Below are 24,686 nucleotides of genomic sequence, written 5' to 3'. Positions count from 1 at the left end.
AATAGTGATAAAGAGAATATCCGACTCACGCAGACCACTAACATGGAAAGCAGCAACCCGGCATAGACCCCGACCACTAACCCCAGAACCGACCAACCCAGCACTGCCCCCGACCACGAACCCCAACGCCCAACCCCAAGTGCGAACGACCCCCCTAGGCCGCTTTCAACATCCCGTGCGGGTCAATCACGAACTTCCGCGGCGCACCACCATCAAATTGCCGATACCCATCCGGCGCCTGATCAAGCGTCACCACCGACACATTAACAATATCCGCAATCGGCAAGCGATCCCACAAAATAGCCTGCATCAGGTTCTGGTTGTACTTCATGACCGGCGTCTGCCCAGTGAAAAACGAATGCGATTTCGCCCAGCCCAACCCGAAGCGAATGCTCAGCGCACCCTTCCTCGCGGCTGCATCGGCGGCGCCTGGATCGTCGGTGACATAGAGTCCCGGAATGCCGATCGCACCCGCTACCCGCGTGATCTCCATCAGCGAATTCAGCACCGTGGCAGGCGCTTCCTGATGGCTTCCACTGCTGCCGTGACCATGCGCCTCGAAGCCGACGCAATCGACCGCGCAATCCACTTCCGGCGTTCCGAGAATGGCCGCGATCTGCTCGCCAAGCGTTGCATCCTTCGATAAATCCACGGTCTCAAAGCCAACCTTGCGCGCATGCGCGAGACGCTCTTCGTTCATGTCGCCGACTATCGTACAAGCTGCGCCCAGCAAACGAGCGGATGCCGCCGCGGCCATTCCGACCGGACCCGCGCCCGCGATATACACCGTCGAACCCGGCTTGACACCCGCCATCACGGCACCGTGATAGCCCGTGGGCAGGATGTCGGAAAGGCACGTGAGATCGCGGATCTTCGACATCGCCTGGTCGCGGTCGGGAAACTTCAGGAGATTGAAATCGGCGTACGGGACCAACACGTATTCAGCCTGACCGCCGATCCAGCCGCCCATGTCCACGTACCCATAGGCACCGCCCGCACGCGACGGATTGACGTTCAGGCACACGCCCGTGTTCTGCGCCTTGCAAGTCGGACAGCGGCCGCACGCTACGTTGAACGGCACCGAAACCAGATCGCCAATCTTGAGCGTCTCCACGTCGCGTCCAATCTCAATCACCTCGCCGGTAATCTCATGCCCGAGCACAAGGCCGACCTGAGCCGTCGTGCGGCCCCGCACCATATGCTGGTCCGACCCGCAAATATTCGTGGTGACCACCTTGAGAATCACGCCATGACCGATCTGCCGGCCGCTCGGATCGACCATCTTCGGATAGTCGATGGATTGCACTTCAACCTTGCCCTGCCCCAGATACACGACGCCGCGATTACTGCTCATTGCCTGTCTCCTTGTCTCGTGGACGATCTGCACGGCAAAACACAGCCATGCACCGCCTAACGAGCGTAGTCCTGTGCCGCACCACCGACGCACATCGAACACGACACGGGTTTGACAGAATCCGACATGGTGGTTTTATATTGATTGACCAATCAATATAAAATACATAGGATTCAATCCTGGTTTTCTTAACGCTTCTTTAGACAAAACCCATGCCCAAGCTAGGAATGCGCGAAATCCGCCGGGCGCAGTTGATCGACGCCACGCTGCTGACCATCGATCATGCTGGACTCGCCGGCACGACGCTGGCGTCGGTCGCGCAGCGCGCAAGCATTTCCACGGGTATCGTCAGTCATTATTTCGGCGACAAGGACAGCCTCCTCGAAGCCACCATGCGCCATGTGCTGCGCGACTTGTGGAACGCGACATCGCGCAGGCGCCGGGCCGCGAAAGACGAACCGCGAGCACGCTTGCGTGCGGTGGTGGCGGCGAACTTCGACGCCGCGCAAGTCAGCAATCCGGTGATGAAGACGTGGCTCGCGTTCTGGTCGGAAAGCATGCACAAACCGCAATTGCGGCGGCTGCAGAACGTCAACACCCGTCGTCTATATTCGAATTTGTGCGCCGATTTTTCGAAGGCACTGCCGCGCGCCGCCGCCCGTCGCGCGGCAAGTGGACTGGCTGCATTGATCGACGGCTTGTGGTTGCGCGGCGCACTCTCAGGTGAACCGTTCGACACGAAAGCGGCCATGCGCCTGGCCAACGATTACATCGACCTCGTGCTCGACACACGCGGCCGGACCCTCACTTAAAGGACTACGCCATGCCCGTATTCGAACTGCAGCGCCTGTACATCGGCGGTGTTTACGTCGATGCCACCAGCGGCAAAACCTTTGACGCGCTCGACCCCGCCACGGGCGAAATGCTCGCGAGCGTTCAACAGGCAAGCGCAGCGGATATCGATCGCGCCGTGCGCTCGGCGCGCGAAGGCCAGCGCGAATGGGCCGCCATGACCGCAATGCAACGCTCGCGCATCCTGCGTCGCGCGGTGGATATTCTGCGTGAACGCAACGACGAACTCGCCGCGCTCGAAACCCGCGATACGGGCAAGCCGATTGCCGAAACACGCGCCGTGGACATTGTCACCGGCGCCGATGTAATCGAGTACTACGCCGGGCTTGCAACGGCCATAGAAGGTCAGCAAATCCCGCTGCGCGCGAGTTCGTTCGTCTATACGCGACGCGAACCGCTCGGCGTATGCGCGGGCATTGGCGCATGGAATTATCCGATCCAGATCGCCTGCTGGAAGTCCGCCCCCGCGCTCGCCGCCGGCAACGCGATGATCTTCAAGCCCAGCGAAATCACGCCGCTCAGCACGTTGAAACTCGCTGAAATCTATTCCGAAGCCGGCGTTCCCGCAGGCGTGTTCAACGTCGTGCAGGGCGACGGCCGCGTGGGCGCGTTGCTTGCCGCGCATCCGGACATCGCGAAGATCTCGTTTACGGGTGGTGTGGAGACGGGCAAGAAAGTCATGTCGATGGCCGGCGGTTCATCGCTGAAAGAAGTCACGATGGAACTGGGCGGCAAGTCCCCGCTCGTCATTTTCGACGACGCCAATCTCGAACGCGCCGCCGACATTGCGATGAGCGCCAACTTCTTCAGTTCCGGCCAGGTCTGCACGAACGGCACGCGCGTATTCGTGCAACGACCGGTGTACGAACGCTTCGAAGCGCTTCTACTGGAGCGCGTCAAGCGCATTCGAGTAGGCTCACCAACGGACGCCAACACCAACTTCGGCCCGCTCGTCAGCGCCGCGCAATTACATAAAGTCCTGGGGTTCATCGAAAGCGGCAAGCAAGAGGGTGCGCGATTAATCGCGGGTGGATCGCGGATCGTGCATGACGCGTTCGCTCAAGGGCAATACGTCGAGCCGACCATCTTCACCGATTGCCGCGACGACATGCGCATTGTGCGCGAAGAGATTTTTGGCCCGGTCATGAGCATCCTCACATTTGATGAGGAAAGCGAAGTGATTGAACGTGCCAACGCGACCGAATACGGCCTCGCCGCGGGCGTGGTCACGGAGAATCTGTCGCGTGCGCATCGCGTGATTCATGCGCTGCAAGCCGGCATCTGCTGGATCAATACGTGGGGCGAATCGCCTGCTGAAATGCCCGTGGGTGGATACAAGCAGTCGGGCGTAGGCCGCGAAAACGGCATCACCACTCTCGAGCAGTACACAAGCATCAAGTCCGTGCAAGTCGAACTCGGTCCCTACCAACCCGTATTCTAAGGAGCGACGCGATGAGCGCGAACGAGTTCGACTACATCGTCGTGGGCGCGGGTTCGGCGGGCAACGTGCTCGCCTCGCGTCTCACCGAAGACCCCGACGTGACCGTGCTGCTGCTTGAAGCAGGCGGTCCGGACTACCGCTTCGACTTCCGCACGCAAATGCCGGCCGCGCTGGCGTTTCCGTTGCAAGGAAGGCGCTATAACTGGGCCTACGAAACCGATCCCGAACCGTACATGAACAATCGGCGTATGGAATGCGGCCGCGGTAAAGGACTGGGCGGGTCGTCGCTGATCAACGGCATGTGCTACATCCGCGGCAATGCGCTCGACTACGACGGCTGGGCCGAGAGAAAAGGCCTTGAAAACTGGACCTATTCCGATTGCCTGCCGTATTTTCGCAAGGCCGAAACGCGCGATGCCGGACCGAACCCGTATCACGGCGGTGACGGCCCGGTGCACGTGACGACCTCGAAGCCCGGCAACAATCCGTTGTTCGCCGCGATGGTCGAAGCAGGTGTGCAGGCCGGTTATCCCCGCACCGATGACCTCAACGGATACAGCCAGGAAGGTTTCGGCCCGATGGACCGGACCGTGACGCCTAAGGGTCGCCGCTCAAGCACCGCGCGCGGATATCTCGACCGCGCGAAAGGCCGGCCGAATCTCACGATCGCGACGCACGCCGTCACGGATCGCGTCTTGTTCGCCGGGAAAAAAGCGATTGGCGTGGCGTATTTACATAGCGGCGAACGTGTCACCGCTCATGTACGTCGCGAGGTACTGGTGTGCAGCGGCGCGATTGCATCGCCGCAATTATTGCAGCGTTCGGGTGTCGGCCGATCGACGTGGCTGCGGGAACTTGACGTGCCTTTAGTGCATGACCTGCCCGGCGTCGGTGAGAATCTCCAGGATCATCTGGAGATGTACATGCAGTACGAATGCCTTGAACCCGTGTCGCTTTATCCTGCGCTTCAGTGGTGGAACCAGCCGCAGATCGGGGTTGAATGGATGTTGAATGGTACGGGCATTGGTGCGAGCAATCAGTTCGAAGCGGGCGGCTTTATACGTACGCGCGACGACGACCTGTGGCCCAACATTCAATATCACTTCCTGCCCGTCGCAATCAACTACAACGGCTCGAACCCAATCAAGATGCATGGCTTCCAGGCTCATGTGGGTTCCATGCGATCGCCCAGCCGCGGCCGCGTCAAGCTGAAGTCTCGCGATCCGAATGCGCACCCGAGCATCCTTTTCAACTACATGTCGGACCCGCTTGACTGGCGTGAATTCCGCGACGCGATCCGCATTACGCGCGAGATCATGCATCAGCCGGCACTCGCGAAATATCGTGGACGGGAGTTGCATCCGGGCGCTGATCTCACCACGGACGATCAACTCGACGCGTTCGTGAGGCAACGTGCGGAGACGGCTTACCATCCGTCGTGCTCGTGCAAGATGGGTTACGACGAGTTGGCTGTTGTCGATAACGAAGGCCGCGTACACGGGCTCGAATCGCTGCGCGTGGTCGATGCGTCGATCATGCCGCTGATCGTGACCGGCAACTTGAATGCGCCAACAATCATGCTGGCCGAAAAGATCGCAGACAAGATCCGGGGACATGCGCCGCTAGAGCGTGTTGATACGCCGTATTTTGTCGCGCATGGTGCGAAGGCGCGTAAGGGAAAGACCGTCGCGGCGGTGTAAATCGTTATGTTTTTTTGGGCATCTCGGCTTGGCAGCCGCGATGCCCTTTTAGCTCCAGTCAACTACCGCAGTGGAAACCGGGTCATATCTCAAGCCGCGCACGCGCAGCCATCGCTATGCGCGCAATCGTCTCGGTGCTCAAGCGCTCCGCTACCTTGTGAACATACTCATGATGGCGCGGCTCGAGCGGCGCGCCAAGATACTGTGCGTGCAGATAGCGGATCAACGCAATTCGCCGATGCCCAAGCGCCAGGCTGCGATCGAGCAACGCGAGTGCCGCATCAGGATCATGCTGCTCGCACGCAAGCTGCGAAAGTCCGGCGGTTTGAACACGCGTCGACGTCATGGCCGTTTCAGCGCGTGACCGTCATATGCGCCGTTTGCGCCGTATGCAACCCAACCGACGCACGCCATGCGTCGAAATCCGCACGATGCCAGTCGATCTCAACGCCCACGCGTCGCGTGCCTTCGCGAATCTTCGGCTTATACAGCAGCAGCGTCAGCGCATCGAGCGCGGGCCACCGGGTGAACGACAGCGCCGCGATCTCCACCGCCAGGGTTTCGAGCAAGCGCGTATGCGGCTTGCTCTCCAGATAACCCGACACATCCGCACACCATGCCTCGTAATCGATCAGCTCGTGCGCGTTCTCCTCGGCCGGTACGCCTCGATAATGCAGGCTCGCGTCGATAGCAACGGGTTGCGGCGCCAGATACTCCTGAGCATGCAAACCAATGCGCGTGGGCACCACGAGCTCATCGACAACAATGCGCCAGCCCCGTCCGCCCGCGCTTAATGTTTCGAATGGTTCGTACGGTTTCACGACATCAGCGGCTCGGCCGCATCGAGCATCATCTTCACGAAGTAGTCCGCAAAGCTGCGGCGGATCACGAGGTCAAAGCTGTCGTCACCGGTCGGCAGCACCGTCACGGAGGCCTTGAAGTAATGGCTCTGCGCACACTGGCCGACACCGAACAAACGCGGATGCAGATCGAGCGGACAACCGCGTGCGAGTACATCACGCGTACGCGTGCCGCTGATGTCGAGCACGGTATAACCGCTGCCGATATCAACGGCGGCTGCGAACAAGCCCTTGAACGCCTCGCGCAATCTGGCTTCCATCGGCGCAGCCTGCGTCGCGGAATGCGCGGCGGCCGAGCGTACGAGCCACTCGTCGGGACCGAGCCAGATCAGGTCGTAGCCATTGCCCGTCGCCGTCGTATTTGGCTTCTCGGGCGGCTTGCAACCAATTACGCTCTCAACTGCCGCAACAAACGCGGCATCACGCAGGTCACCCCGCACATTGACCAGTTCCAGGAACGGCCGCTCGACCAGACGAAACGCCTTCGATGCACTCGCCTGATGTTTTTTCAGCAGGCCATCCACGCCTACCAGCGGCGATTCCTGCCACACGCCCTGCCCGATTGCACGATCCACGATCGTCTGGTTGCTTCTGTTTTCATTCCACATGTTGACGTGCTCCTTCGCTGTCGTAGAACACCGAGCTGGTGATTTTTGCCGGCATCTGCTTACCGTTGGCGAGCGGGATCATTACTGATTCGCCGATCTTGTCGAGACCGCCCTTGATGACGGCCATCGCAATCGAGCGCTTTAAAATAGGGCTGAAATAGCTGGATGTGACGTGACCGAGCATGGGTGCGGTGTCGCCGGTGAACGGACCCGGCACGATCTGCGAGCCTTCCGGAATCACGAATGACGCATCTTCAGCAAGCAAGCCGACGAGTTGCTTGCGCCCGGCCTTCGCCGTATCCGAGCGCGTCAGCGAACGCTTGCCGAGGAAGTCCTTCGACTTCGCGACCAGTCCGCCCATGCCGAGGTCGTACGGGGTCATCGAGCCGTCGGTATCCTGTCCGACGATGATGTAACCCTTCTCGGCGCGCAACACATGCATGGTTTCCGTGCCATATGGCGTGATGTCGAACTCGGCGCCGGCGGCCATGAGCGCTTCCCACACCGCGCGCCCGACGTTCGCCGGCACGTTGACTTCGTAAGCAAGTTCGCCGGAGAAGCTGATTCGCATCACGCGCGACGCAGCGCCCGCCACGGTCCCTTCACGATAGCTCATGAACGGAAACGCGGCGTTCGCAAAGTCGATATCGCGGCAGACCTTCTGCAACACCTTCCGGCTGTTCGGGCCGACGACAGCGAACGTCGCCCAGTGATCCGTCACCGACGCCAGGCGCACCCGCATGTCGGGCCACTCGGTTTGCAGCCAGCGTTCGAGCCACGTCAGCACGCGTGCGGCGCCACCGGTCGTGGTCGTCATCATGTAGTGCTGGTCAGCGAGGCGTACGGTCACGCCGTCGTCAAAGATCATGCCGTTTTCGTCGAGCATCAGGCCGTATCGGCACTTGCCCACTTCCAGCTTGCTCCACGGGTTCGTGTAGACCCAGTTGAGCAGCTTCGCGGCATCGGGACCTTGAATGTCGATCTTGCCAAGCGTCGACGCATCCAGAATGCCAACGCTGGTGCGCGTCGCCAGCGACTCGCGCGCAACCGCCGCATGCATGTCTTCACCGTTCCTCGGGTAGTACCAAGGCCGCTTCCAGTTGCCAACGTCTTCGAACGCCGCGCCATTTTCCACGTGCCATTCGTGCACGGCGGTCTTGCGGACGGGATCGAGGAACTCGCCCAGCTCGCGGCCGGCGAACGTGCCGAACGTAACCGGCGTGTAGTTCGGACGGAAGGTCGTGGTGCCAGTTTCGGGGATGGTCTTGTTCAGCGCCTGAGCCAGGATCGCCATGCCGTTGATGTTGCCGAGCTTGCCCTGATCCGTGCCGAAGCCCATCGCCGTGTAACGCTTCACGTGCTCAACGGACTCGAACCCTTCTCGCGCGGCGAGGAAGATATCGGCGGCGGATACGTCGTTTTGGTAATCAATAAATTGCTTAGGACCCCGTGTCGCCAGCTCACGGCCACCGACCAGCCACAACGGCATGAGCGGCGCCTCGCTGACCTCGGCCACTTGCACGGGTGTCGGGCGGGCAACGATAAAACCTGCGGCACGCGCGGCGTCCACGCCAGCATCGACCGCGAAACGGATCGCACGGGCGAGCGTAAATTCGCCGGCGCACGCGCCTACGCTGCTCTCGGCCTGCATCGCTTTGCCGGGTACGAAGCAAGTCTTTTCGTCGTGCCAGTGCGCCTTGCCGCCGGATTGCGCGAACAAGTGCAGGATCGGGCTCCAGCCGCCGGACACAGCGAGCAGGTCGCAAGACAAGTCGGCTTGCTTCACGCCGACCGTGCCGTTCGAATAGGCGTTGACTTCGACCGACGCCACGCGCAATTTGCCATGCGCCACCGTGACGGCCGATCCATTCAGTATCTTCACGCCATAGCGTTTGGCCTGGCCTTGCAACGCGCCCTTGTCGTCGGCGAGACGCGGGTCTACTACCGTCACCTGCGCGCCTGCCGCCTTCAGATCGAGCGCGCATTGATAGCCGCTGTCGTTGTTCGTGAAGACCACCGCATTGCGTCCCGGCAGCACGGCATAGCGATGCAAGTACGACGACACCGCCGACGCCAGCATCACGCCCGGAAGATCGTTGTTGCCAAATACAATCGGCCGTTCCTGCGCGCCCGTGGCGAGAATGACCCGCTTCGCGCGCACTTTCCACAGCAGTTCCCGCGTGCCTTTGCGCATCGATACCGGCAAATGCTCGGTCAAGCGCTGCGTGATCGTGACGAGGTTGTGATCCTGATAACCGAATGCCGTGCTGCGGCACAGGATCTTCACGTCCGGCATCTTGCGCAGTTCGGCTTCTATTTTTTGCGCCCACTTCAGGCCCGGCGCGCCATCGATTTCCGTGCGATACGACAGCAACGAACCGCCGAGTTCCGGTTGGTCATCGACGAGAATCACGCGTGCACCCGACAAACCCGCCGCATGCGCCGCCGCAAGACCTGAAGGCCCCGCGCCGACCACGAGCACGTCGCAATGCGCGAAACACTTGTCGTAGCGATCCGCGTCCACGTGTTCGGGCGCTTTGCCGAGACCCGCTGCGTCGCGGATCACTTCTTCGTATTTCGGCCAGAACTTGCGCGGCCACATGAAGGTCTTGTAGTAGAAGCCAGCCGGAATAAACCGGGCGATCTTCTGGTTCACCGCCATGCGATCGTTCTCGATGCTCGGCTTGGCATTCACGCTCGTGGCGACCAGCCCCTGATACAACTCGATCTCGGTGGCACGCGCATTGGGCACCGTATAAGCGCCGGTTTCAAGCTGAACCACGGCATTCGGTTCTGCCACGTCGGCCGTCACAATGCCGCGCGGCCGGTGATATTTCCAGCTGCGCGCAACGAAATGCACGCCGTTCGCAAGCAGCGCGGAGGCGAGCGTATCACCCTGATGGCCCTGGTATGTCTTGCCGTTGAAGGTAAACGTGAGCGCGATCGCGCGGTTGATGCGCCCGCCCGTGGCGAGTCGGTCTTTCTGGCTCATTTCGGTTGTCCTTCTTCTTTCTGTTCCACTTTCTGGTCCATCACGGCGAGCGGCCGGGCGAACGTGTCATAACCCTGAAATGCGTAGCTCACGGTGTCGCGTTGCGCCATGAACCAGCGCCGGCAACCTTGCGTGTGCATCCATTGCTCACGATGCACGCCACGCGGATTCTTGCGCATGAACAGGTAGTCGCCCCATTCCTTGTCGGTGAGTTTTTCGGTATCGAGCGGGCGGGCGATATCGGCTTCGCCGCCGCACGAGAATTCGCTTTCAGCTCGTGGACCGCACCAGGGGCATTCAATCAGCAACATGTCTTTTCTCCAAGGGCGGGTTAGTGGGCGACGGCTGCAGCGCCGTGTTCGTCGATCAGATGACCGGTGTAGAAACGGTCGATGGAGAACGGCGCGTTCAACGCGTGAGGCTCGTCGTGCGCGATGGTATGGGCGTATGCCCAGCCCGAACCCGGCGTCGCCTTGAAGCCACCCGTACCCCAGCCGCAGTTGAAGTACAGCCCCTTCACATCGGTCTTGCTGATGATCGGGCACGCATCCGGCGACACGTCCACAATCCCGCCCCACTGCCGATTCATGCGTACACGCGAGAACACCGGGAACATCTCGACGATCGCCTCCAACGTCCCTTCGATAATGTGAAAACTGCCACGCTGACCAAAGCCCGTGTACTGGTCGACACCCGCCCCGATCACCAGATCACCCTTATCGGACTGGCTGATATACGCGTGCACCGCGTTCGACATCACCACCGTGTTGACCACGGGCTTAATGGGTTCAGACACAAGTGCTTGCAACGGATGGCTTTCCAGGGGAAGGCGGATGCCGGCCATATCGGCGAGTGTGGAGGTGTTGCCTGCTGCGACGACCGCCACCTTCTTGGCTTTGATAAAACCCTTCGTGGTATCCACGCCGATCACCTGGCTGCCGTTGCGGCGAATCCCCGTGACCTGGCAGTTCTGCACGATATCCACGCCTGCCTGATCCGCGCCGCGTGCAAACCCCCATGCAACCGCATCATGACGAGCCACGCCGCCGCGCCGCTGGATGGACGCACCGAGCACCGGATAGCGGCTATTCAGGTTGATGGTCGGCTCGATCTGCTTGATCTGTTCAGGCGTGAGGAATTCGGCATCAACGCCATTCAAGCGGTTCGCGTTCACGCGACGTTCAGTATCCCGAACGTCTTGCAGCGTATGCGCGAGGTTCATCACGCCGCGCTGGCTGAACATCACGTTGTAGTTCAGGTCTTGCGAAAGCCCTTCCCACAACTGCATCGCTTTTTCGTACAGCGCCGCCGATTCATCCCACAGATAGTTCGAACGCACGATGGTTGTGTTGCGCGCCGTATTACCGCCGCCGATCCAGCCCTTCTCGAGCACGGCGATGTTGCGCACGCCATGTTCCTTGGCAAGATAGTAGGCCGTCGCGAGACCATGCCCGCCGCCGCCGACGATCACCACGTCGTATTCCTGCTTGGGCTCCGGGCTTTTCCACTGGCGTTCCCAGTTCTCGTGATACGACATGCCGTTGCGCAACAGGCTGAATATCGAATAGCGGCTCATGGTGTTTCCTTAAACTTGTTAGTCTTGCAAAACCTTCAAATCAGCACTCGATGACGTTCACGGCCAACCCGCCGCGCGACGTCTCCTTGTATTTCGTCTTCATGTCCGCGCCGGTTTCGCGCATTGTCTTGATCACGTTGTCGAGCGACACATAGTGCGTACCGTCACCCTTCATGGCCATGCGCGCCGCGTTGAGCGCCTTGATCGCGCCCATCGCGTTGCGTTCAATGCAGGGTATCTGCACGAGCCCGCCAACGGGGTCGCAGGTCATGCCGAGGTTGTGTTCCATACCGATTTCGGCCGCGTTTTCTACTTGCGTCGGCGTACCGCCCATGACGGCGGCAAGCGCTGCTGCGGCCATTGAACACGCCACGCCGACTTCACCCTGGCAGCCCACTTCGGCGCCGGAGATAGACGCCGTTTCCTTGTAGATGATCCCGATAGCCGCCGCCGTCAGCAAGAACGTGACAATGCCCTCGTCGGTCGAGTTGTGCATGAACTTCACGTAGTAATGCAGCACCGCAGGGATCACGCCGGCCGCGCCGTTCGTGGGTGCCGTCACCACGCGGCCACCCGCCGCGTTCTCCTCGTTCACGGCCATCGCGTAGAGGTTGACCCAGTCGAGCATGGAGAGTGGATCGCGCAACGACTCCTCCGAATGCTTGCGCAACTGCGCGGAAAGGTCGGCAGCGCGGCGTTTCACGTGCATCGGGCCGGGCAATTCGCCTCGCACCTTGCAGCCGCGCTCCACGCACGCCGCCATCACGCGCCAGATCGCGAGCAGGCCGTCACGCACTTCACGCTCTGAGCGCGATGCGCATTCGTTGCGCAGCGTAATTTCAGCAATCGACAACCCCGTCTCACGGCACACGCGCATCAGGTCGTCGCCGGTGCGGAATGGGTGGGGCACCTCGCCACCGGTTTGCACGCCGTTCACGCGCGTGCCCTCGCTGTTGATCACGAAACCGCCGCCGACCGAGTAGTACTCTTTTTCGACGACGAGCTGGCCGTTTTCATCGAAGGCCTGGAAGCGCATGCCGTTCGGATGCACGACGTTCGATCCAGGCGCGCCCGGCATCAACTTGCGAAAGAACCCTATGTGCTCACGCTCGTCGAATTTAACCGTGTGCTTGCCGAGCAGGTTCAAGCTCTTGCACTCGCGGATCTCCCGCAGACGCGGTTCGATCGCATCCGGATCGATCGAGTCGGGGAGATTGCCTTCGAGTCCAAGCAGCACGGCTTTATCGGTACCGTGGCCCTTGCCGGTTGCGCCCAACGAGCCGAACAGATCTACCCGCACGCGGCGCACGAACGCGAGCAGGTTCGCGTCCTCGATATGCGAAGCAAAGCGGCACGCTGCGATCATCGGGCCGACCGTATGCGAACTTGACGGACCGATGCCGATCTTGAACAGATCGAAAACGCTGACGTTCATGAGGTGCCTTGTCGGTGGACTGCATGGGATTTCGCTAGGTAACCATTGCACCGCACGCCAATTTCCGCTGATAGAACAAAAACGGCATGCACGTGGGATGGCGGCGTCAGTAACGCAATGCGGGTGGATGCCGAGGCGCTTTAGCGATGATCAGCGGCGAAAACTGGCAGGTGGCGGCCCGGGTAACCCGGCGCCATGGTGGTGGCACGTCACATGCTGAACAGGCTGTAGAGCAAGCTAGTGAGCGTCCGCTTGCCCGCAGTCGACACCCTATGGACGTCTCCTCGCCCGTCTTACAGAAAGGAAACCAGGCATGAAGCAATTCTCAATGGCACTCTCAAGGACATGCGCGATCGGCGCCGTACTTTGCATCTCCAGCACGGCTTTCGCCCAAACCAATCCGCCGAGTTCAAGCACAGGCTTACAGGCTGGTGACAACGCTCAGACCACTAACCAGTCGGCGGGAACGACGGCAAATCCTGGCATGTCGCACCAGAAGAAGATGAAGCACGCCAAGACTTCATCGACGGGAACCAAAACCGGCATGGGTACCGCAACGCCGAGTGGACCGGGAGCCCCGGTAACAGCTAGCGGTTCAGGCAGCTAAGCGCAGCATGGCGCTGTTTCGATCTTGGTACGTGGGGTAATGCAACAAATCGGGCAGGAGCGGAGGCGGAAAAATCGGCGCAAGATTTACGTGTCGGCGGTTATGCAACACTTTCATTGCAGGTCTTATTTACCCTTTCCGGGTTGAAGAATCGCTGCGATACACTGTGCCGGCATTTTTGAATGCGCTTGAATCAACCGTCATCAAATTCTCGCCCATCAGGTTCGCCCCATGAACAATATTCTGAAGAAAGTCCTCGCGGTCCTTATTGTTGCGGCTGTTGCTGCACCGGCTGTGTCGTATGCAAAGCCGCATCATCACCACAAATACACGAAGGCCAAGCACGTCAAGCACGCTGCTCATTAATCAGGTCGCCAAGCCAGTATCCAGCTCGTACTAAACCCGCTTTAATGCTTTCGGAAATAGCCGGGTACGCAGCCGGCTATCGGAAACGGCTTGCCCTGACCAAGGGGGCAAGTCGTTTTCCTTTCCGGATTATGTGGAAGGGGTATCAAAAATCCCGAGCGCCTCGATGCCCGCGTGAATTCCGGTATTTCAAACCAGTTAATGACGGTGATATGCTGATTGATTACCGGGCCGCCATGTCGCCCGTCACCTATGGCCCGAATGACGGCTGCACATCAATGGCAAGCGCATGAATCCCGCTGACCTTCTTCCCCCTCAATCGCCCGACACGGCGTCCAAACAGCGCATCCGTTTTGGCATTGTGTTGCTGCCGAATTTCACGTTGACGGCATTTTCCGGCTTCGTCGATTTATTGCGCCTGTCGGCTGATGAAGGCGATTTCAGCAAGCCGGTTCGGTGCTCATGGAGTGTGATTGGGGAAACGCTTGCGCCGGTGCGGGCGAGTTGCGGCATCCAGATCACGCCTTGGGAAACCTTCGAGAAGGCTGAGTCTTTCGACTATGTGGTGGTCGTGGGTGGCCTGCTGCATTCCGGCGCGGGCGCGAGCGATGCCACGCTGCAATTCATCCGTCGCGCCGCGACCACGGACGCCACGCTTGTCGGCATTTGCACGGGTGTGTTTTCCCTGATGCGGGCCGGCGTGCTGGAGGGTTATCGGATCTGTGTGAGCTGGTTTCACTACTGGGATTTCGTCGAGCGTTTTCCGGGTGTGAATGAGGAGATGCTGGTCGCAGATCGTTTGTTTGTGACGGATCACCGGCGCATTACGTGTTCGGGCGGACGGGCATCGATTGATGTCGCCGCGGCCATTTTGCTGCGCCATTTCGAGGCTGCCACGATACAAAAGGCGTTGCGCATTTTGCTGGTGGACGACATGCAGAAGGGCAATGCGCCGCAGCCGCATCCGCCGGGGCTTGCGCCTGCCACGCATCCGAAAGTGAAGCGCGCGATCTTGCTGATGGAGCAGCATGTGGGGCGTTCGTTGACGCTCGATGAGCTTGCGCACAAGCTGGATTTATCGACGCGGCAGTTGGAGCGTTTGTTCAAGGCGGAGACCGGCAAGGCGCCGCAGGCTTATGCGAAGCAGGTTCGGTTGCGCACGGCTGCGTGGTTGCTGACGAGTTCGGACAAGACGGTTGCGGACATTGCATCGAGTTGCGGTTTTTCTGATGCGTCGCATTTGGGGCGGGAGTTCAGGAAGCAGTTCGGGCTTGCGCCGATGATGTATCGGGAGCAGCGTGGCACGGCAGCGGCGGACGATGCAGCGAGCGTTGCGACGCTCGACCTTGCCGCGGATTTTGATGAGACTTTTCCGGGGCGGGCGCGGGCTATTTAGGGGGGCGTTCGCACTGTTCGGGGGTTGGGCGGGGGGGCATGGTTTGGGGGTTGGCGGTCGGGGTGGTCGGTTCTCGGGGGTTAGTGGTCGGTTCTCGGGGGTTAGTGGTCGGGGTCAGTGCCAGGGTGTTAGGTTCCGGGGTTAGCGGTCGGAGTCAATGCCGGGTTGCTGCTTTCGGCCTTAGCGGTCTGCGAGAGTTGGATTTTCTCTTTATCACTGTTAGCCACTGTGCGTGGCGGCACGTCATTTCTTTGTCCAAAGCGACAAAGAAACGAAGCAAAGAAAGCGCTTTCAACCACGCTACCCTAAGTGTCCACAGCGTGCTGTTTGTATTCATAGGTGCCCCAAAAGCACGGTGCTCGCCAGAGCGACGGATGTGTGAACCCCTCCTTCTCCGAACACGGATACCCACACGCTTCGCCACCAGTGATTGAACCTGCCCAAGGACCACCCCGCGCTATCCGCGTGAACCACCCTCCAAATTTGTATGCATAACGAACCATGTAGCCAACCCGCCAAGAAACGATGCTGCAGAATGCGTAAGGCCGTAACCGACGAAAATAGCTGTACAGAACGCGCAGCCAATTCACAAAAACTGAAGCAGTAAACACAAACACGCATCAAGCTGTGGCCAATGAATACGGTCACACAGACCAGGTAGCTAACCCGTCAAAACCGGAGCCGTAAATACCCGTAGGGCCGTTCGGATTCCTTAGCAAATGTGCTTGCCCGAGGGCGTACGGGGCGAAGCGTGTTCGTGTCAGGATTCGCGAGAAGGAGGGGTTCAAACACCGGTGGCTCTGGCGAGCACCGTGCTTTTGGGGCACCTATGAATAGAAACCGCACGCTGTGGACACTTAGGGTAGCTTGTTTAAAAGCGCTTTCTTTGCTTCGTTTCTTTGTCGCTTTGGACAAAGAAATGACGTGCCGCCACGCACAGTGGCTAATAGTGATAAAGAGAAAATCCGACTCTCGCAGACCGCTAACGCTGAAAGCAGCAACCCAGCATTGACCCCTGACCACTAACACCGAAACCACCACCCCGGCACTGACCCCAACCGCTAACCACCAAACCACCAAACCCACCCACTCGCACCAGCAAACCCCCTCGGTCCACCGGCGCGAGCAACCCTCACTGTGCTACGTAAGCCCTCACAACCGGCAACCCGTCCTTGCCGTCAAACGTCTTCACCCCCGCCAGCCACTTATCCAGCACAGCCGGATTCGCCTTCAGCCACTGCTTGGCCGCGACATTCGGATCAGTCTTGTTCATGATCGGCGTCATCACATGATTCTCAATGTCCGTCGAGAACCGCAAATTATCAACCAGCTTCGCCACATTCGGGCATCGCGCAGCATAATCCGGCGGCGTCACCGTCAACACCTTGGCCTCACCATAGTTCGGCCCGAACACGTCATCCCCACCACTCAGATAATCAATCTTCATCGTCACGTTCATCGGATGCGGTTCCCAACCCAGAAACACAATCCACTTCTTCTCGCGAATCGCACGGCCCACTTCCACCAGCATGCCCGCCTCGCTCGACTCCACCATCTTGAACTTGCCAAGCCCATACTGATTCGAATCGATCATCTTCTTGATCAACGCATTGCCGTCATTACCCGGCTCAATACCGTAGATCTTGCCGTCAAGCTTGTCGTAGTTCTTGGCAATATCGGCGAATGACTTCAGGCCGCCGTTATACGCATAGTCCGGAACCGCCAACGTGTACTTCGCGCCCGTCAGGTTAGGCGCCGCCAATACCTTCACCTGCCCCGCTTTCTGGAACGGCTCGACAATGGGGTCCATCGTCGGCGACCAGTAACCCAGGAATACGTCGATCTGCTTGTTCTTGATACCGGCAAAAGTAATAGGCACCGACGCGATGGTCTTCGTCGGTTTATATCCAAGGCCCTGCAGCACGGTGGTCGCCAGACCCGTGGTCGCGGCAATATCGGTCCAGCCTACATCGGCGAAACGGACGTTCTGACACGTGGCCGGATCAGACGCAAACGCGCCGCCGGACATCGTGATATTCAGCAAGACAACCAGCGCGCACGACGACGCGATTCCGTGAAGTTTCATGTTTCTCCCTATTTTGGAAACCACCAGACACGACGATGCCGCGCCCCAATGAGCGCACCACGTCTGAAAATGGATCATCAAGCCGATTGCCTGCGCTCAATACTCGGCGCGTGGCCAAACTGCGCGCGGTACGCCTTGCTGAAATGACACGGCGAATGAAAGCCGCACACGGCCGTCACACGCGAGATCGATGCATCGGTATTACGTAACAACTCGCGCGCTCGCCGCAGCCGCAACGTGAGGTAATAATGCGTCGGCGAAACACTCAGGAACATCTTGAACATGCGCTGCAAATGACGCTGCGAAAGCTTCACCAGCCGCGCAAGCTCCTCAAGCGACAAAGGCTCTTCAATGTTCGCCTCCATCAGCCGCACCACTTCAATCAACTCAGCACGCGAAAATCCGACGCGGGCATCGACGGGAATATGCTGGTAATCCGTCGTGCCGCGAATGCGCTCCACAATGAACTGCTCGGACACCTGCGCCGCGTGCGCCTGACCAAGCCGCTGGCCAACCAGGTTCAGCATGAGGTCAAGCGGCGCGGTCCCGCCCGTGCAGGTCACGCGATCACGATCGATCACAAAGAGTTCATCGGCGAATCGCACATCGGGGAAACGCTTGTGCAACGGCGACATGTCCTCCCAATGCACCGTGCATCGATACCCATCCAGCAAGTTCGCCGCGAGCAACGCATACGGACCCGTGCACACGCCGCCAAGCGGCACGCCTTGCGCCGCGACGTGCTGCAGCAACGCGATCACCTTGTCATCCACGTAATCGCGCACATGCCAGCCCGCGCACACGATCAACACATCCGGCATGCCCGCTTCAGCCAGCGTTTTAGTCGGCTTCACGGTAATGCCGTTGCTCGCACGCGCCGGTTCACCGTCCGGCGTGATCACCGACCACGTGTAGTGCTCCGCCCGGCCAACATAGTTCGCCATGCGTAACACTTCGATCGCGCTGGTGAACGCGATCATCGAAAAATTAGGCAACGTCAGGAACCCGAAGTGCGCCAGCTTCGATAACGGTGAATTCTCAGCAGGATGAATCCGGTTCGGCACCATCGCGTCGCGTTTCATCGGGTTTTTATCCTTGGGGCCCTGGCCTCTACTTCGCTGCCTGATCTAATCGCTCATCTGATGCTTGATTCTGCTGCTCAACCTCGCTGCGTAGCCGGCGCACGGCGCACGCGCATCACGCTGCGAATGCCCGACAACAACGGCGCCCGCGCCATACCCGGCGACCGGCCAAAACTTTCCGTGATGCGGTCAAGAATGATCGCGAGCAACACCACCGACAAGCCGCTCTCAAACCCAAGCCCAATGTCCAGCCGCTGAATACTCGCCAGCACGTCGTTGCCAAGACCGCCTGCGCCGACCATCGACGCAATGATGACCATCGACAGCGCCATCATGATGGTCTGGTTGACGCCGGTCATGATGGACGGCAGCGCGTTCGGAAACTGCACCTTGTACAGCAGTTGCCACGGCGTGCAGCCGAACGCCTGACCCGCCTCCACGATCTCGCGGTTGACATGCTTGATACCGAGCGACGTCAGACGCACGGCGGGCGGCATGGCAAAGATAACCGTCGACAAGATCCCCGGCACGCGGCCAAGACCGAACAGCATGGCTGCCGGAATCAGGTACACGAACGCGGGCATGGTCTGCATCAGGTCGAGCACCGGACGCACGATCGTCTCGATGGTCTTGCTCTTCGCCGTCCAGATCCCAAGCGGAATGCCAAGCAACAAACTGATCAGCGTGGCGGACAGCGTGAGGCCGAGCGTGATCACCATCTCGTCCCAGAAGCCCGTCGCATAGATCAGCAGCAACGACAGCAGCGTGAATAGCGCAAACCGCCAGCCGACGCGCCACAAGCCGATGCCGACGAAGATCGCCATCATCAGCCACATCGGAATGGCCTGCAGGCCGTGTTCGACCAGCGCCGCAAAGCTCTCGATGACTTTGCCGATCGCGTCGAAGGTGTTTGCATCGTGGTCGAGCAGGTATTTGACACCGTGATCGACCCACGTGCCGAGCGGGATAATTTCAGACATGGGAACCTCGATGCCGAGTCAGGGCCTTGAGAACATTCGTCTTGTTGACCGAACCACAATACGATCCGTCCGCTTCCACTACCGGCAGCGGTGCACGGCTGGCGACCACCCGGCTGACGACAATATCAAGCGGCGTGGTGCGCTGGATGCATTCGATAAGATTGATTTCCGGCGACGCCTGGCCGATCGCATCGCGGCACACGAAACCGCGGATCTTGCGCTCGTGGTCCATCACGAACGCGTAGTCGGCGCTGCCGTTGAGCGCCTGCGAAACGCTCGATGCATCGATCTGCGAACCGTGCTTCATCAACGGCACCACGTCCGTCTGCATCAGGTCGCCGGCGGTCAGGTAACGGCTGGTGTCGATTCCTTCGAAGAACGCGCGCACGTAGTCGTCGGCGGGGTTCGAGATGATTTCCTGCGGCGTGCCGATCTGCACGACCTTGCCGCCTTCCATGATCGCGATCCGCGTACCAATGCGCAGCGCTTCCTCCAGATCGTGCGACACGAACATGATCGTGCGCTGCTGTTCGCGTTGCAGATCGAGCAGCACGTTCTGCATTTCCTTGCGTTTGAGCGGATCGAGCGCGGAGAACGCCTCGTCCATGATCATCAGCGACGGGTTCACGGCCAGCGCCCGCGCGAGCCCCACGCGCTGCTGCATCCCGCCCGACAACTGCGCCGGCAGCTTCTGCGCGAACGGCGCCAGACCCACTTGCTCGAGCACGGCCATCGCGCGTTTCTCGCGTTCCTTGCGCCCGATGCCCGCCACTTCAAGCCCGAACGCCGCGTTCGACAGCACCGTGCGTTGCGGCATGAGCGCGAATGACTGGAACACCATGCTCATGTCTTTGCGGCGCAGCGACGTCAGTTCGGAACGCGGGACGGAAGCCACGTCGCGGCCATCGATCAGCACCTTGCCGGCAGTCGGCTCGACCAGCCGGTTGATGAGGCGGATCAGTGTCGATTTGCCTGAACCCGACAAGCCCATCAGCACGAAAATCTCGCCTTCCTTCACTTCGAAGGACACGTTATGGACGCCGACAATCTGTCCGGTGCGGGCGAAAACTTCTTCCTTCGTTGCGCCGCCGGCAAGCATGTCGATCGCCTGCTTCGGGCTCGTGCCGAACACCTTGCACAGGTTTTCGACCACGACCTTGTGGGAATTCATCGAACGCTCTCCTGGTTGGCGGACGTGCGTCCGCGCTCTGCATACATAGTTGCCAGAAAAAAGTGCGGGTTGCCGACTATTTCCGACAGTCACATGTGGAAATACGACACCTTGTTTTTCTTTTTTTGGCAGATGGAAAGCCGGAGGCTTATGGGGCAAGGGTTTGCGAGCAGTGCCGAGCCGATTTTGGCGCTTTTTTTCATGTCGCGCCAGAGCAAGTGGACGGTCGTTTCGTTACGTTTTTTTGGAATTTCGCCGGTGTGTCGTCCGGGTTGGAGGCGTTTTTACCGTCGGGCCATCATATTCCAGGAACGTGGCTGCGTGGACGATGTCGGGTTTTGGCTGCTTTGCAGCGCTTGCGAACAGGACGCGGCGGAACCGGAGCGATCAAGAACCCCGAGCCGGCGCCGTTAACCATTCATCTTCCCTACATCTCGCTTGATCAGTTCATCTATGTCTCTATTCAACATCCGCCGGGCCAGTGTCGGCGCGAAGTTCGCCATCCTCGCCTGCGCCCTCGCGGCCACGGTCGTAGCCGGGTTTACCATTGCGGTCACGCATCTGGCGGGTCAGCAAATCGATGCACAAGCGCTCGAACGCATAAACGACGACGACCGCGCGATCGACACAATGATCCGTCTCTACGACAAAGCCGTCAGCGCCGAAGTCGAGCGCTACATGACGCTGTTCTCAAGCTTTCTGCCCCCGGATTTCACGCTCGATGAAACGCAGAAGGTGGATATCGGCGGCGTCGCGACACCCACGTTCAAGGCCGGCGACAAGCCGATGAACCTCGATTTCTCGATTCCCGATCAGTTCCTCGAACGCAGCGGCGCAATCGCGACGGTGTTCGCGCGCACCGGCGACGACTTCGTGCGCGTGACGACGTCGTTGAAAAAGCAGGACGGCGCACGCGCGATCGGTACGCTGCTCGACCGGAAAGGCCCGGCGTACGCGCCCATGCTGGGCGGGAAACGTTTTATCGGCATGGCGACGCTCTTCGGCAAGCAGTACATCACCGAGTACAAACCCGTCACCGATTCGTCGGGCCGCGTGATTGGCGCATTGTTTGTCGGCGTGGACGTCACACCGGAAATCGCAACGCTGCAGCAGAACATTCGCGACCTGACGATCGGCCAGAACGGCTATTTCTTCGTCGTCGATGCATCGAATGGGCCGAATCGCGGCAAGCTGCTCGTGCATCCGGGCGTGGGCGGTCCTACGAGCGTGGCGGGTACCGATGCTCCGCTCGCCGATGAACGCATCGCACCGTTCAAGCAGATGCTCGACGCGAAAGAAGGCCGTCTTTCCTTCGATGCCCCCGAGATCGCGGACGCCGCCGATCCCAAGGTGCACGGCGGGGCGAAGGAAATCGTGTTTCGCACGGTTCCGGAATGGCAATGGCTGATTGGCGGGATTGCGTACCGCGACGAGTTGCTCGCGGGCGTACACGCCACGCGCAACCGTTTCCTGCTGATCGGGCTAGTGGTAATCGCCGCGTTCGTGGCCGTGCTGCTGTTCGCGGTAGCCCGGCTAGTGGGGCGGCCGCTCGCGGAACTCACGCAGGCCTCCGAACGCATCGCGGCAGGCGATCTGAGCGTGCGGCTCGCGACCACGCGCGAGGACGATATCGGCCGGCTGATGATTGCCATCGACGGGATTGCGACCGGTCTTGCGCGCATCGTGACGCAGGTGCGCAGCGCGTCGTCGGATATGTCGGACGGCACGGGACGGATGGCGGCGGGCAGCAGCGACATCGCGCAGCGCATCGCGACGCAGGCCAGCAGTCTCGAAGAAACGGCGGCGAGCATGGAGCAGATCACGTCCACCGTGCAACAAAACGCCGCCAACACGGCGCAGGCGGATCAACTGGTGGCATCGGCATCCGATGCAGCGCGCGCTGGTGGTGAAGCGGTGGGCCGCGTCGTCGCCACGATGGGTGAAATCGACGCGTCCGCGCGCAAGATTTCAGACATCACGTCGGTGATCGAAGGTATCGCGTTCCAGACCAACATCCTGGCGTTGAACGCGGCCGTCGAAGCCGCGCGAGCCGGCGAGCACGGCAGGGGCTTTGCCGTGGTGGCGTCGGAGGTGCGCGGACTGGCTCAGCGCAGCGCCGCAGCGGTCAAGGAGATCGAGGCGCTGATCGCCGACTCGGTAGGCCGGGTCGCTCATGGTTACCGGATCGCCGAAGAAGCCCGCGGCACGATGAACGGGATCGTGGAGCGCGTCGCGCGGGTGAACGCGATCATTGGCGAGATCAGCGTGGCGTCGCGCGAACAATCGAGCGGTATCGAGCAAGTGAATTTTGCCGTGGCGCAGATCGGCGAAGCGACTCAACAGAATGCGGCGCTGGTCGGCGAGGCGGAGCAATCGACAGCCGGCTTGCTTGAGCAAGCCGAACAGTTGAGCCGCGCCGTGAGCGTGTTCAGGCTGTAATGGCGAGCGGGGCGCGGCGGATGATTCGAACACCGCCGCGCGGAATTCACGCCGCGCCTCGTAACGCCGCGACTCGGCGCATCACTAGCCCGGCCGGATCATCTCGAACATTTCGCCAATACCCGCGTAGTCCCCGCGATAACCCGCACGCATGATGGGCTGCGCGGCGGCCGTATCGAAGAGGCCGTCCTTCAGGAACTCGCGCCGGATATGCACGCCAACCACTTGCCCGAGGGCGAGCCAGTTGTTCATCGGCGTGCCGTCCAGGGATTTCAGCCGCACGATCTGCAACAACTTGCATTCGAGCGCAGCCGGCGACTCCGCCACGTGCGGCACGGCCACGTTCACGCCCGGTGCTTTCGTGAGTCCGGCCAGCTCGAATTCGTCGATTTCGTGGGGCACGGTTGCCGAGGTCTGGTTCATCTTCCCGGCAAGCGGTTTGCTCGCCAGATTCCACACGAATTCGCCGGTCGCTTCGATATTCGAGATACTGTCCTTGAACCCCTCGCTCGAGAATCCGATGATGTACGGGAACGTCGCGAACGCGCCGAAAAAACTGTAGGGCGCGAGGTTCACATGGCCGTGCGGATCGCAGCTCGAAATCCAGCCGATCACTCGCGGCGCGACGATCGCCTTGAATGGATCGTGGCGTAGCTGGTGACCCTCGTCGGGATTGTAGAAATGAACCGCGTTGTTATCGCTCATAGGTGCTTTCCGGTGTTCTTTGCAGTGTGGTGAATCAGGCGCTTGCGCCCTTCTTTCACGCGCGCACGGTGCGCGTCGTCCCATTCATAAAACCCTTGTCCGCTGCGCACGCCGACCCGCCCGTCCTGCACGTGGTCGCGCATCAGTTGCAACACGTCTTCGTCCTTTGCCAGCTCCGGCATAAGGTGCGTGCCAATATCCAGCAACGTGTCCAGCCCGCCGAGATCCGCGCTTTGCAGCGGTCCGACCATGCCATAACGCCGTCCGAGTGACGCCCTCATCACGGTGTCGACCACCTCTGGCGTCGCTGCGCCCGAACGCACAATGGCGAGCGCTTCACGCAGCACGGCGAATTGCAGCCGGTTACCGACAAAACCTGGAATAGCCTTCGTCAGCACAACCGGTTCCATGCCGATAGCCGTCATCAGTTCAGCCGTGCGGCGCGTGACGTCCGGATCGGTCTCGGTGCCCGGCACGACTTCAACCAGCGGAATGGTGTGCGGCGGATTCCAGAAATGCGCGATCACAAAACGCGCCTTGTTGTGTAGCACTTGCGCGAGCAGATCGGGCGGAAAGCCGCTCGTGTTGCTGGCGAAAATAGCGTCGTCGCGCAGTAGCGGTTCGAGCGCCCTGTAGATGCGGTTCTTCAGTTCGAGCACTTCCGGAATGGCTTCCACAATGAAACCTGCCGTGGCCACCCTTTCCAGTTGATCTGTAGTTTCAATACACGCAAGTACGTCCGGTTTATGGTCCACATTGAAGACGCCGGCGTCGATCAATTCGTCGAGGATTGCTTCTGCCTTTGCGTGCACCGACGCAAGCCGCGCGGCGTCTATGTCATGAACGATAGTCGGATAGCCGTGCAGCGCCGCTTGCGTCGCAATGCCGACGCCCATCAAGCCGCTGCCCACCACGCCGATAGTGATTTGATTCAAATTTTCCCCGCAATGCTTAAATTCCGCGCTTCGATTCGACAGCCGGTTCGACCCCAAAGGGATGCGTCCAGGCTGTCCGATGCGGCTCTCAAGGCCGCGCC

20 protein-coding genes are annotated in these 24,686 nt (G+C 60.3%); 5 read left to right on the top strand and 15 right to left on the bottom strand.

Features of this window, described 5'->3' with window-relative positions:
- Positions 1 to 154 precede the first annotated feature (154 nt).
- On the bottom strand, positions 155 to 1,354 hold the full coding sequence (fdhA, locus tag HB376_RS14635) for a formaldehyde dehydrogenase, glutathione-independent (RefSeq protein ID WP_213764373.1): 1,200 nt from the start codon (positions 1,352 to 1,354) through the stop codon (positions 155 to 157).
- Between the two features lie 212 nt (positions 1,355 to 1,566).
- Here fdhA and betI point away from each other — a divergent pair, with 212 nt between their 5' ends.
- Genes betI through betA form a run of 3 tightly spaced genes read left to right on the top strand, consistent with a single transcriptional unit; the run spans position 1,567 to position 5,347 of the window.
- Entirely contained in the window at positions 1,567 to 2,166 is a 600-nt protein-coding gene (betI, locus tag HB376_RS14630; protein WP_213764372.1) for a transcriptional regulator BetI, read from the top strand.
- A gap of 11 nt (positions 2,167 to 2,177) precedes the next feature.
- Positions 2,178 to 3,647: a betaine-aldehyde dehydrogenase gene (betB, locus tag HB376_RS14625; protein WP_213764371.1), complete on the top strand. Its 1,470-nt coding sequence runs from the start codon at positions 2,178 to 2,180 to the stop codon at positions 3,645 to 3,647.
- An 11-nt stretch (positions 3,648 to 3,658) separates the two neighbouring features.
- Positions 3,659 to 5,347, top strand: a complete 1,689-nt coding sequence (betA, locus tag HB376_RS14620; protein ID WP_213764370.1) for a choline dehydrogenase — start codon at positions 3,659 to 3,661, stop codon at positions 5,345 to 5,347.
- An 82-nt stretch (positions 5,348 to 5,429) separates the two neighbouring features.
- Here betA and HB376_RS14615 read toward each other — a convergent pair whose 3' ends face one another.
- From HB376_RS14615 to HB376_RS14580, 8 genes are all read right to left on the bottom strand, one after another.
- Positions 5,430 to 5,693, bottom strand: coding sequence for a hypothetical protein (locus HB376_RS14615; protein ID WP_213764369.1), 264 nt, complete (start codon positions 5,691 to 5,693; stop codon positions 5,430 to 5,432).
- Positions 5,694 to 5,700: 7 nt separating this feature from the next.
- A complete protein-coding gene (locus tag HB376_RS14610; RefSeq protein ID WP_213764368.1) occupies positions 5,701 to 6,168 on the bottom strand; it encodes a dihydroneopterin aldolase in 468 nt (155 codons plus the stop codon).
- Positions 6,165 to 6,815, bottom strand: a complete 651-nt coding sequence (locus HB376_RS14605; RefSeq protein WP_213764367.1) for a sarcosine oxidase subunit gamma — start codon at positions 6,813 to 6,815, stop codon at positions 6,165 to 6,167. The genes HB376_RS14610 and HB376_RS14605 overlap by 4 nt, the downstream gene beginning before the upstream one ends.
- On the bottom strand, positions 6,805 to 9,807 hold the full coding sequence (locus HB376_RS14600; protein WP_213764366.1) for a sarcosine oxidase subunit alpha family protein: 3,003 nt from the start codon (positions 9,805 to 9,807) through the stop codon (positions 6,805 to 6,807). The genes HB376_RS14605 and HB376_RS14600 overlap by 11 nt, the downstream gene beginning before the upstream one ends.
- Positions 9,804 to 10,118: a sarcosine oxidase subunit delta gene (locus HB376_RS14595; RefSeq protein WP_213764365.1), complete on the bottom strand. Its 315-nt coding sequence runs from the start codon at positions 10,116 to 10,118 to the stop codon at positions 9,804 to 9,806. Before HB376_RS14595 ends, HB376_RS14600 begins: the two co-directional genes overlap by 4 nt.
- Positions 10,119 to 10,138: 20 nt before the next feature.
- Positions 10,139 to 11,383, bottom strand: a complete 1,245-nt coding sequence (locus HB376_RS14590; protein ID WP_213764364.1) for a sarcosine oxidase subunit beta family protein — start codon at positions 11,381 to 11,383, stop codon at positions 10,139 to 10,141.
- Positions 11,384 to 11,423: 40 nt separating this feature from the next.
- A complete protein-coding gene (locus HB376_RS14585) occupies positions 11,424 to 12,818 on the bottom strand; it encodes an L-serine ammonia-lyase (RefSeq protein WP_213764363.1) in 1,395 nt (464 codons plus the stop codon).
- Positions 12,819 to 13,554: 736 nt separating this feature from the next.
- Positions 13,555 to 13,788: a hypothetical protein gene (locus HB376_RS14580; RefSeq protein ID WP_213764362.1), complete on the bottom strand. Its 234-nt coding sequence runs from the start codon at positions 13,786 to 13,788 to the stop codon at positions 13,555 to 13,557.
- A 292-nt stretch (positions 13,789 to 14,080) separates the two neighbouring features.
- On the opposite strand from HB376_RS14580, the gene HB376_RS14575 reads away from it, so the two are divergent.
- Complete coding sequence (locus HB376_RS14575) at positions 14,081 to 15,187, top strand: GlxA family transcriptional regulator (RefSeq protein ID WP_213764361.1); 1,107 nt, start codon at positions 14,081 to 14,083, stop codon at positions 15,185 to 15,187.
- A 1,132-nt stretch (positions 15,188 to 16,319) separates the two neighbouring features.
- On the opposite strand, the gene HB376_RS14570 is transcribed toward HB376_RS14575, so the two are convergent.
- From HB376_RS14570 to HB376_RS14555, 4 genes are all read right to left on the bottom strand, one after another.
- Positions 16,320 to 17,273, bottom strand: coding sequence for a choline ABC transporter substrate-binding protein (locus tag HB376_RS14570; RefSeq protein ID WP_213764360.1), 954 nt, complete (start codon positions 17,271 to 17,273; stop codon positions 16,320 to 16,322).
- Between the two features lie 77 nt (positions 17,274 to 17,350).
- Positions 17,351 to 18,355 (bottom strand): GlxA family transcriptional regulator, encoded by a 1,005-nt coding sequence (locus tag HB376_RS14565; protein WP_213764359.1) that lies wholly within the window; start codon positions 18,353 to 18,355, stop codon positions 17,351 to 17,353.
- 77 nt (positions 18,356 to 18,432) lie between these two features.
- The gene (gene choW / locus HB376_RS14560; protein WP_213764358.1) at positions 18,433 to 19,335 is read right to left on the bottom strand and encodes a choline ABC transporter permease subunit; all 903 of its coding nucleotides are present in this window, start codon (positions 19,333 to 19,335) and stop codon (positions 18,433 to 18,435) included.
- Entirely contained in the window at positions 19,328 to 20,506 is a 1,179-nt protein-coding gene (locus HB376_RS14555; protein ID WP_213764357.1) for a glycine betaine/L-proline ABC transporter ATP-binding protein, read from the bottom strand. Before HB376_RS14555 ends, choW begins: the two co-directional genes overlap by 8 nt.
- Before the next feature lie 453 nt (positions 20,507 to 20,959).
- Here HB376_RS14555 and HB376_RS14550 point away from each other — a divergent pair, with 453 nt between their 5' ends.
- Entirely contained in the window at positions 20,960 to 22,945 is a 1,986-nt protein-coding gene (locus tag HB376_RS14550; RefSeq protein ID WP_213764356.1) for a methyl-accepting chemotaxis protein, read from the top strand.
- 84 nt (positions 22,946 to 23,029) lie between these two features.
- On the opposite strand, the gene HB376_RS14545 is transcribed toward HB376_RS14550, so the two are convergent.
- Entirely contained in the window at positions 23,030 to 23,650 is a 621-nt protein-coding gene (locus HB376_RS14545) for a flavin reductase family protein (protein WP_213764355.1), read from the bottom strand.
- The gene (locus HB376_RS14540; RefSeq protein ID WP_213764354.1) at positions 23,647 to 24,585 is read right to left on the bottom strand and encodes a 3-hydroxyacyl-CoA dehydrogenase family protein; all 939 of its coding nucleotides are present in this window, start codon (positions 24,583 to 24,585) and stop codon (positions 23,647 to 23,649) included. The genes HB376_RS14545 and HB376_RS14540 overlap by 4 nt, the downstream gene beginning before the upstream one ends.
- Between the last annotated feature and the right edge of the window lie 101 nt (positions 24,586 to 24,686).

It is taken from the genome of Caballeronia sp. dw_19, from assembly GCF_018449515.1.
In the GTDB taxonomy this organism is placed as follows: domain Bacteria; phylum Pseudomonadota; class Gammaproteobacteria; order Burkholderiales; family Burkholderiaceae; genus Caballeronia.
The sequence above is the reverse complement of the archived record's forward strand: the minus strand, read 5'-3'. Positions and strand labels throughout refer to the sequence as shown.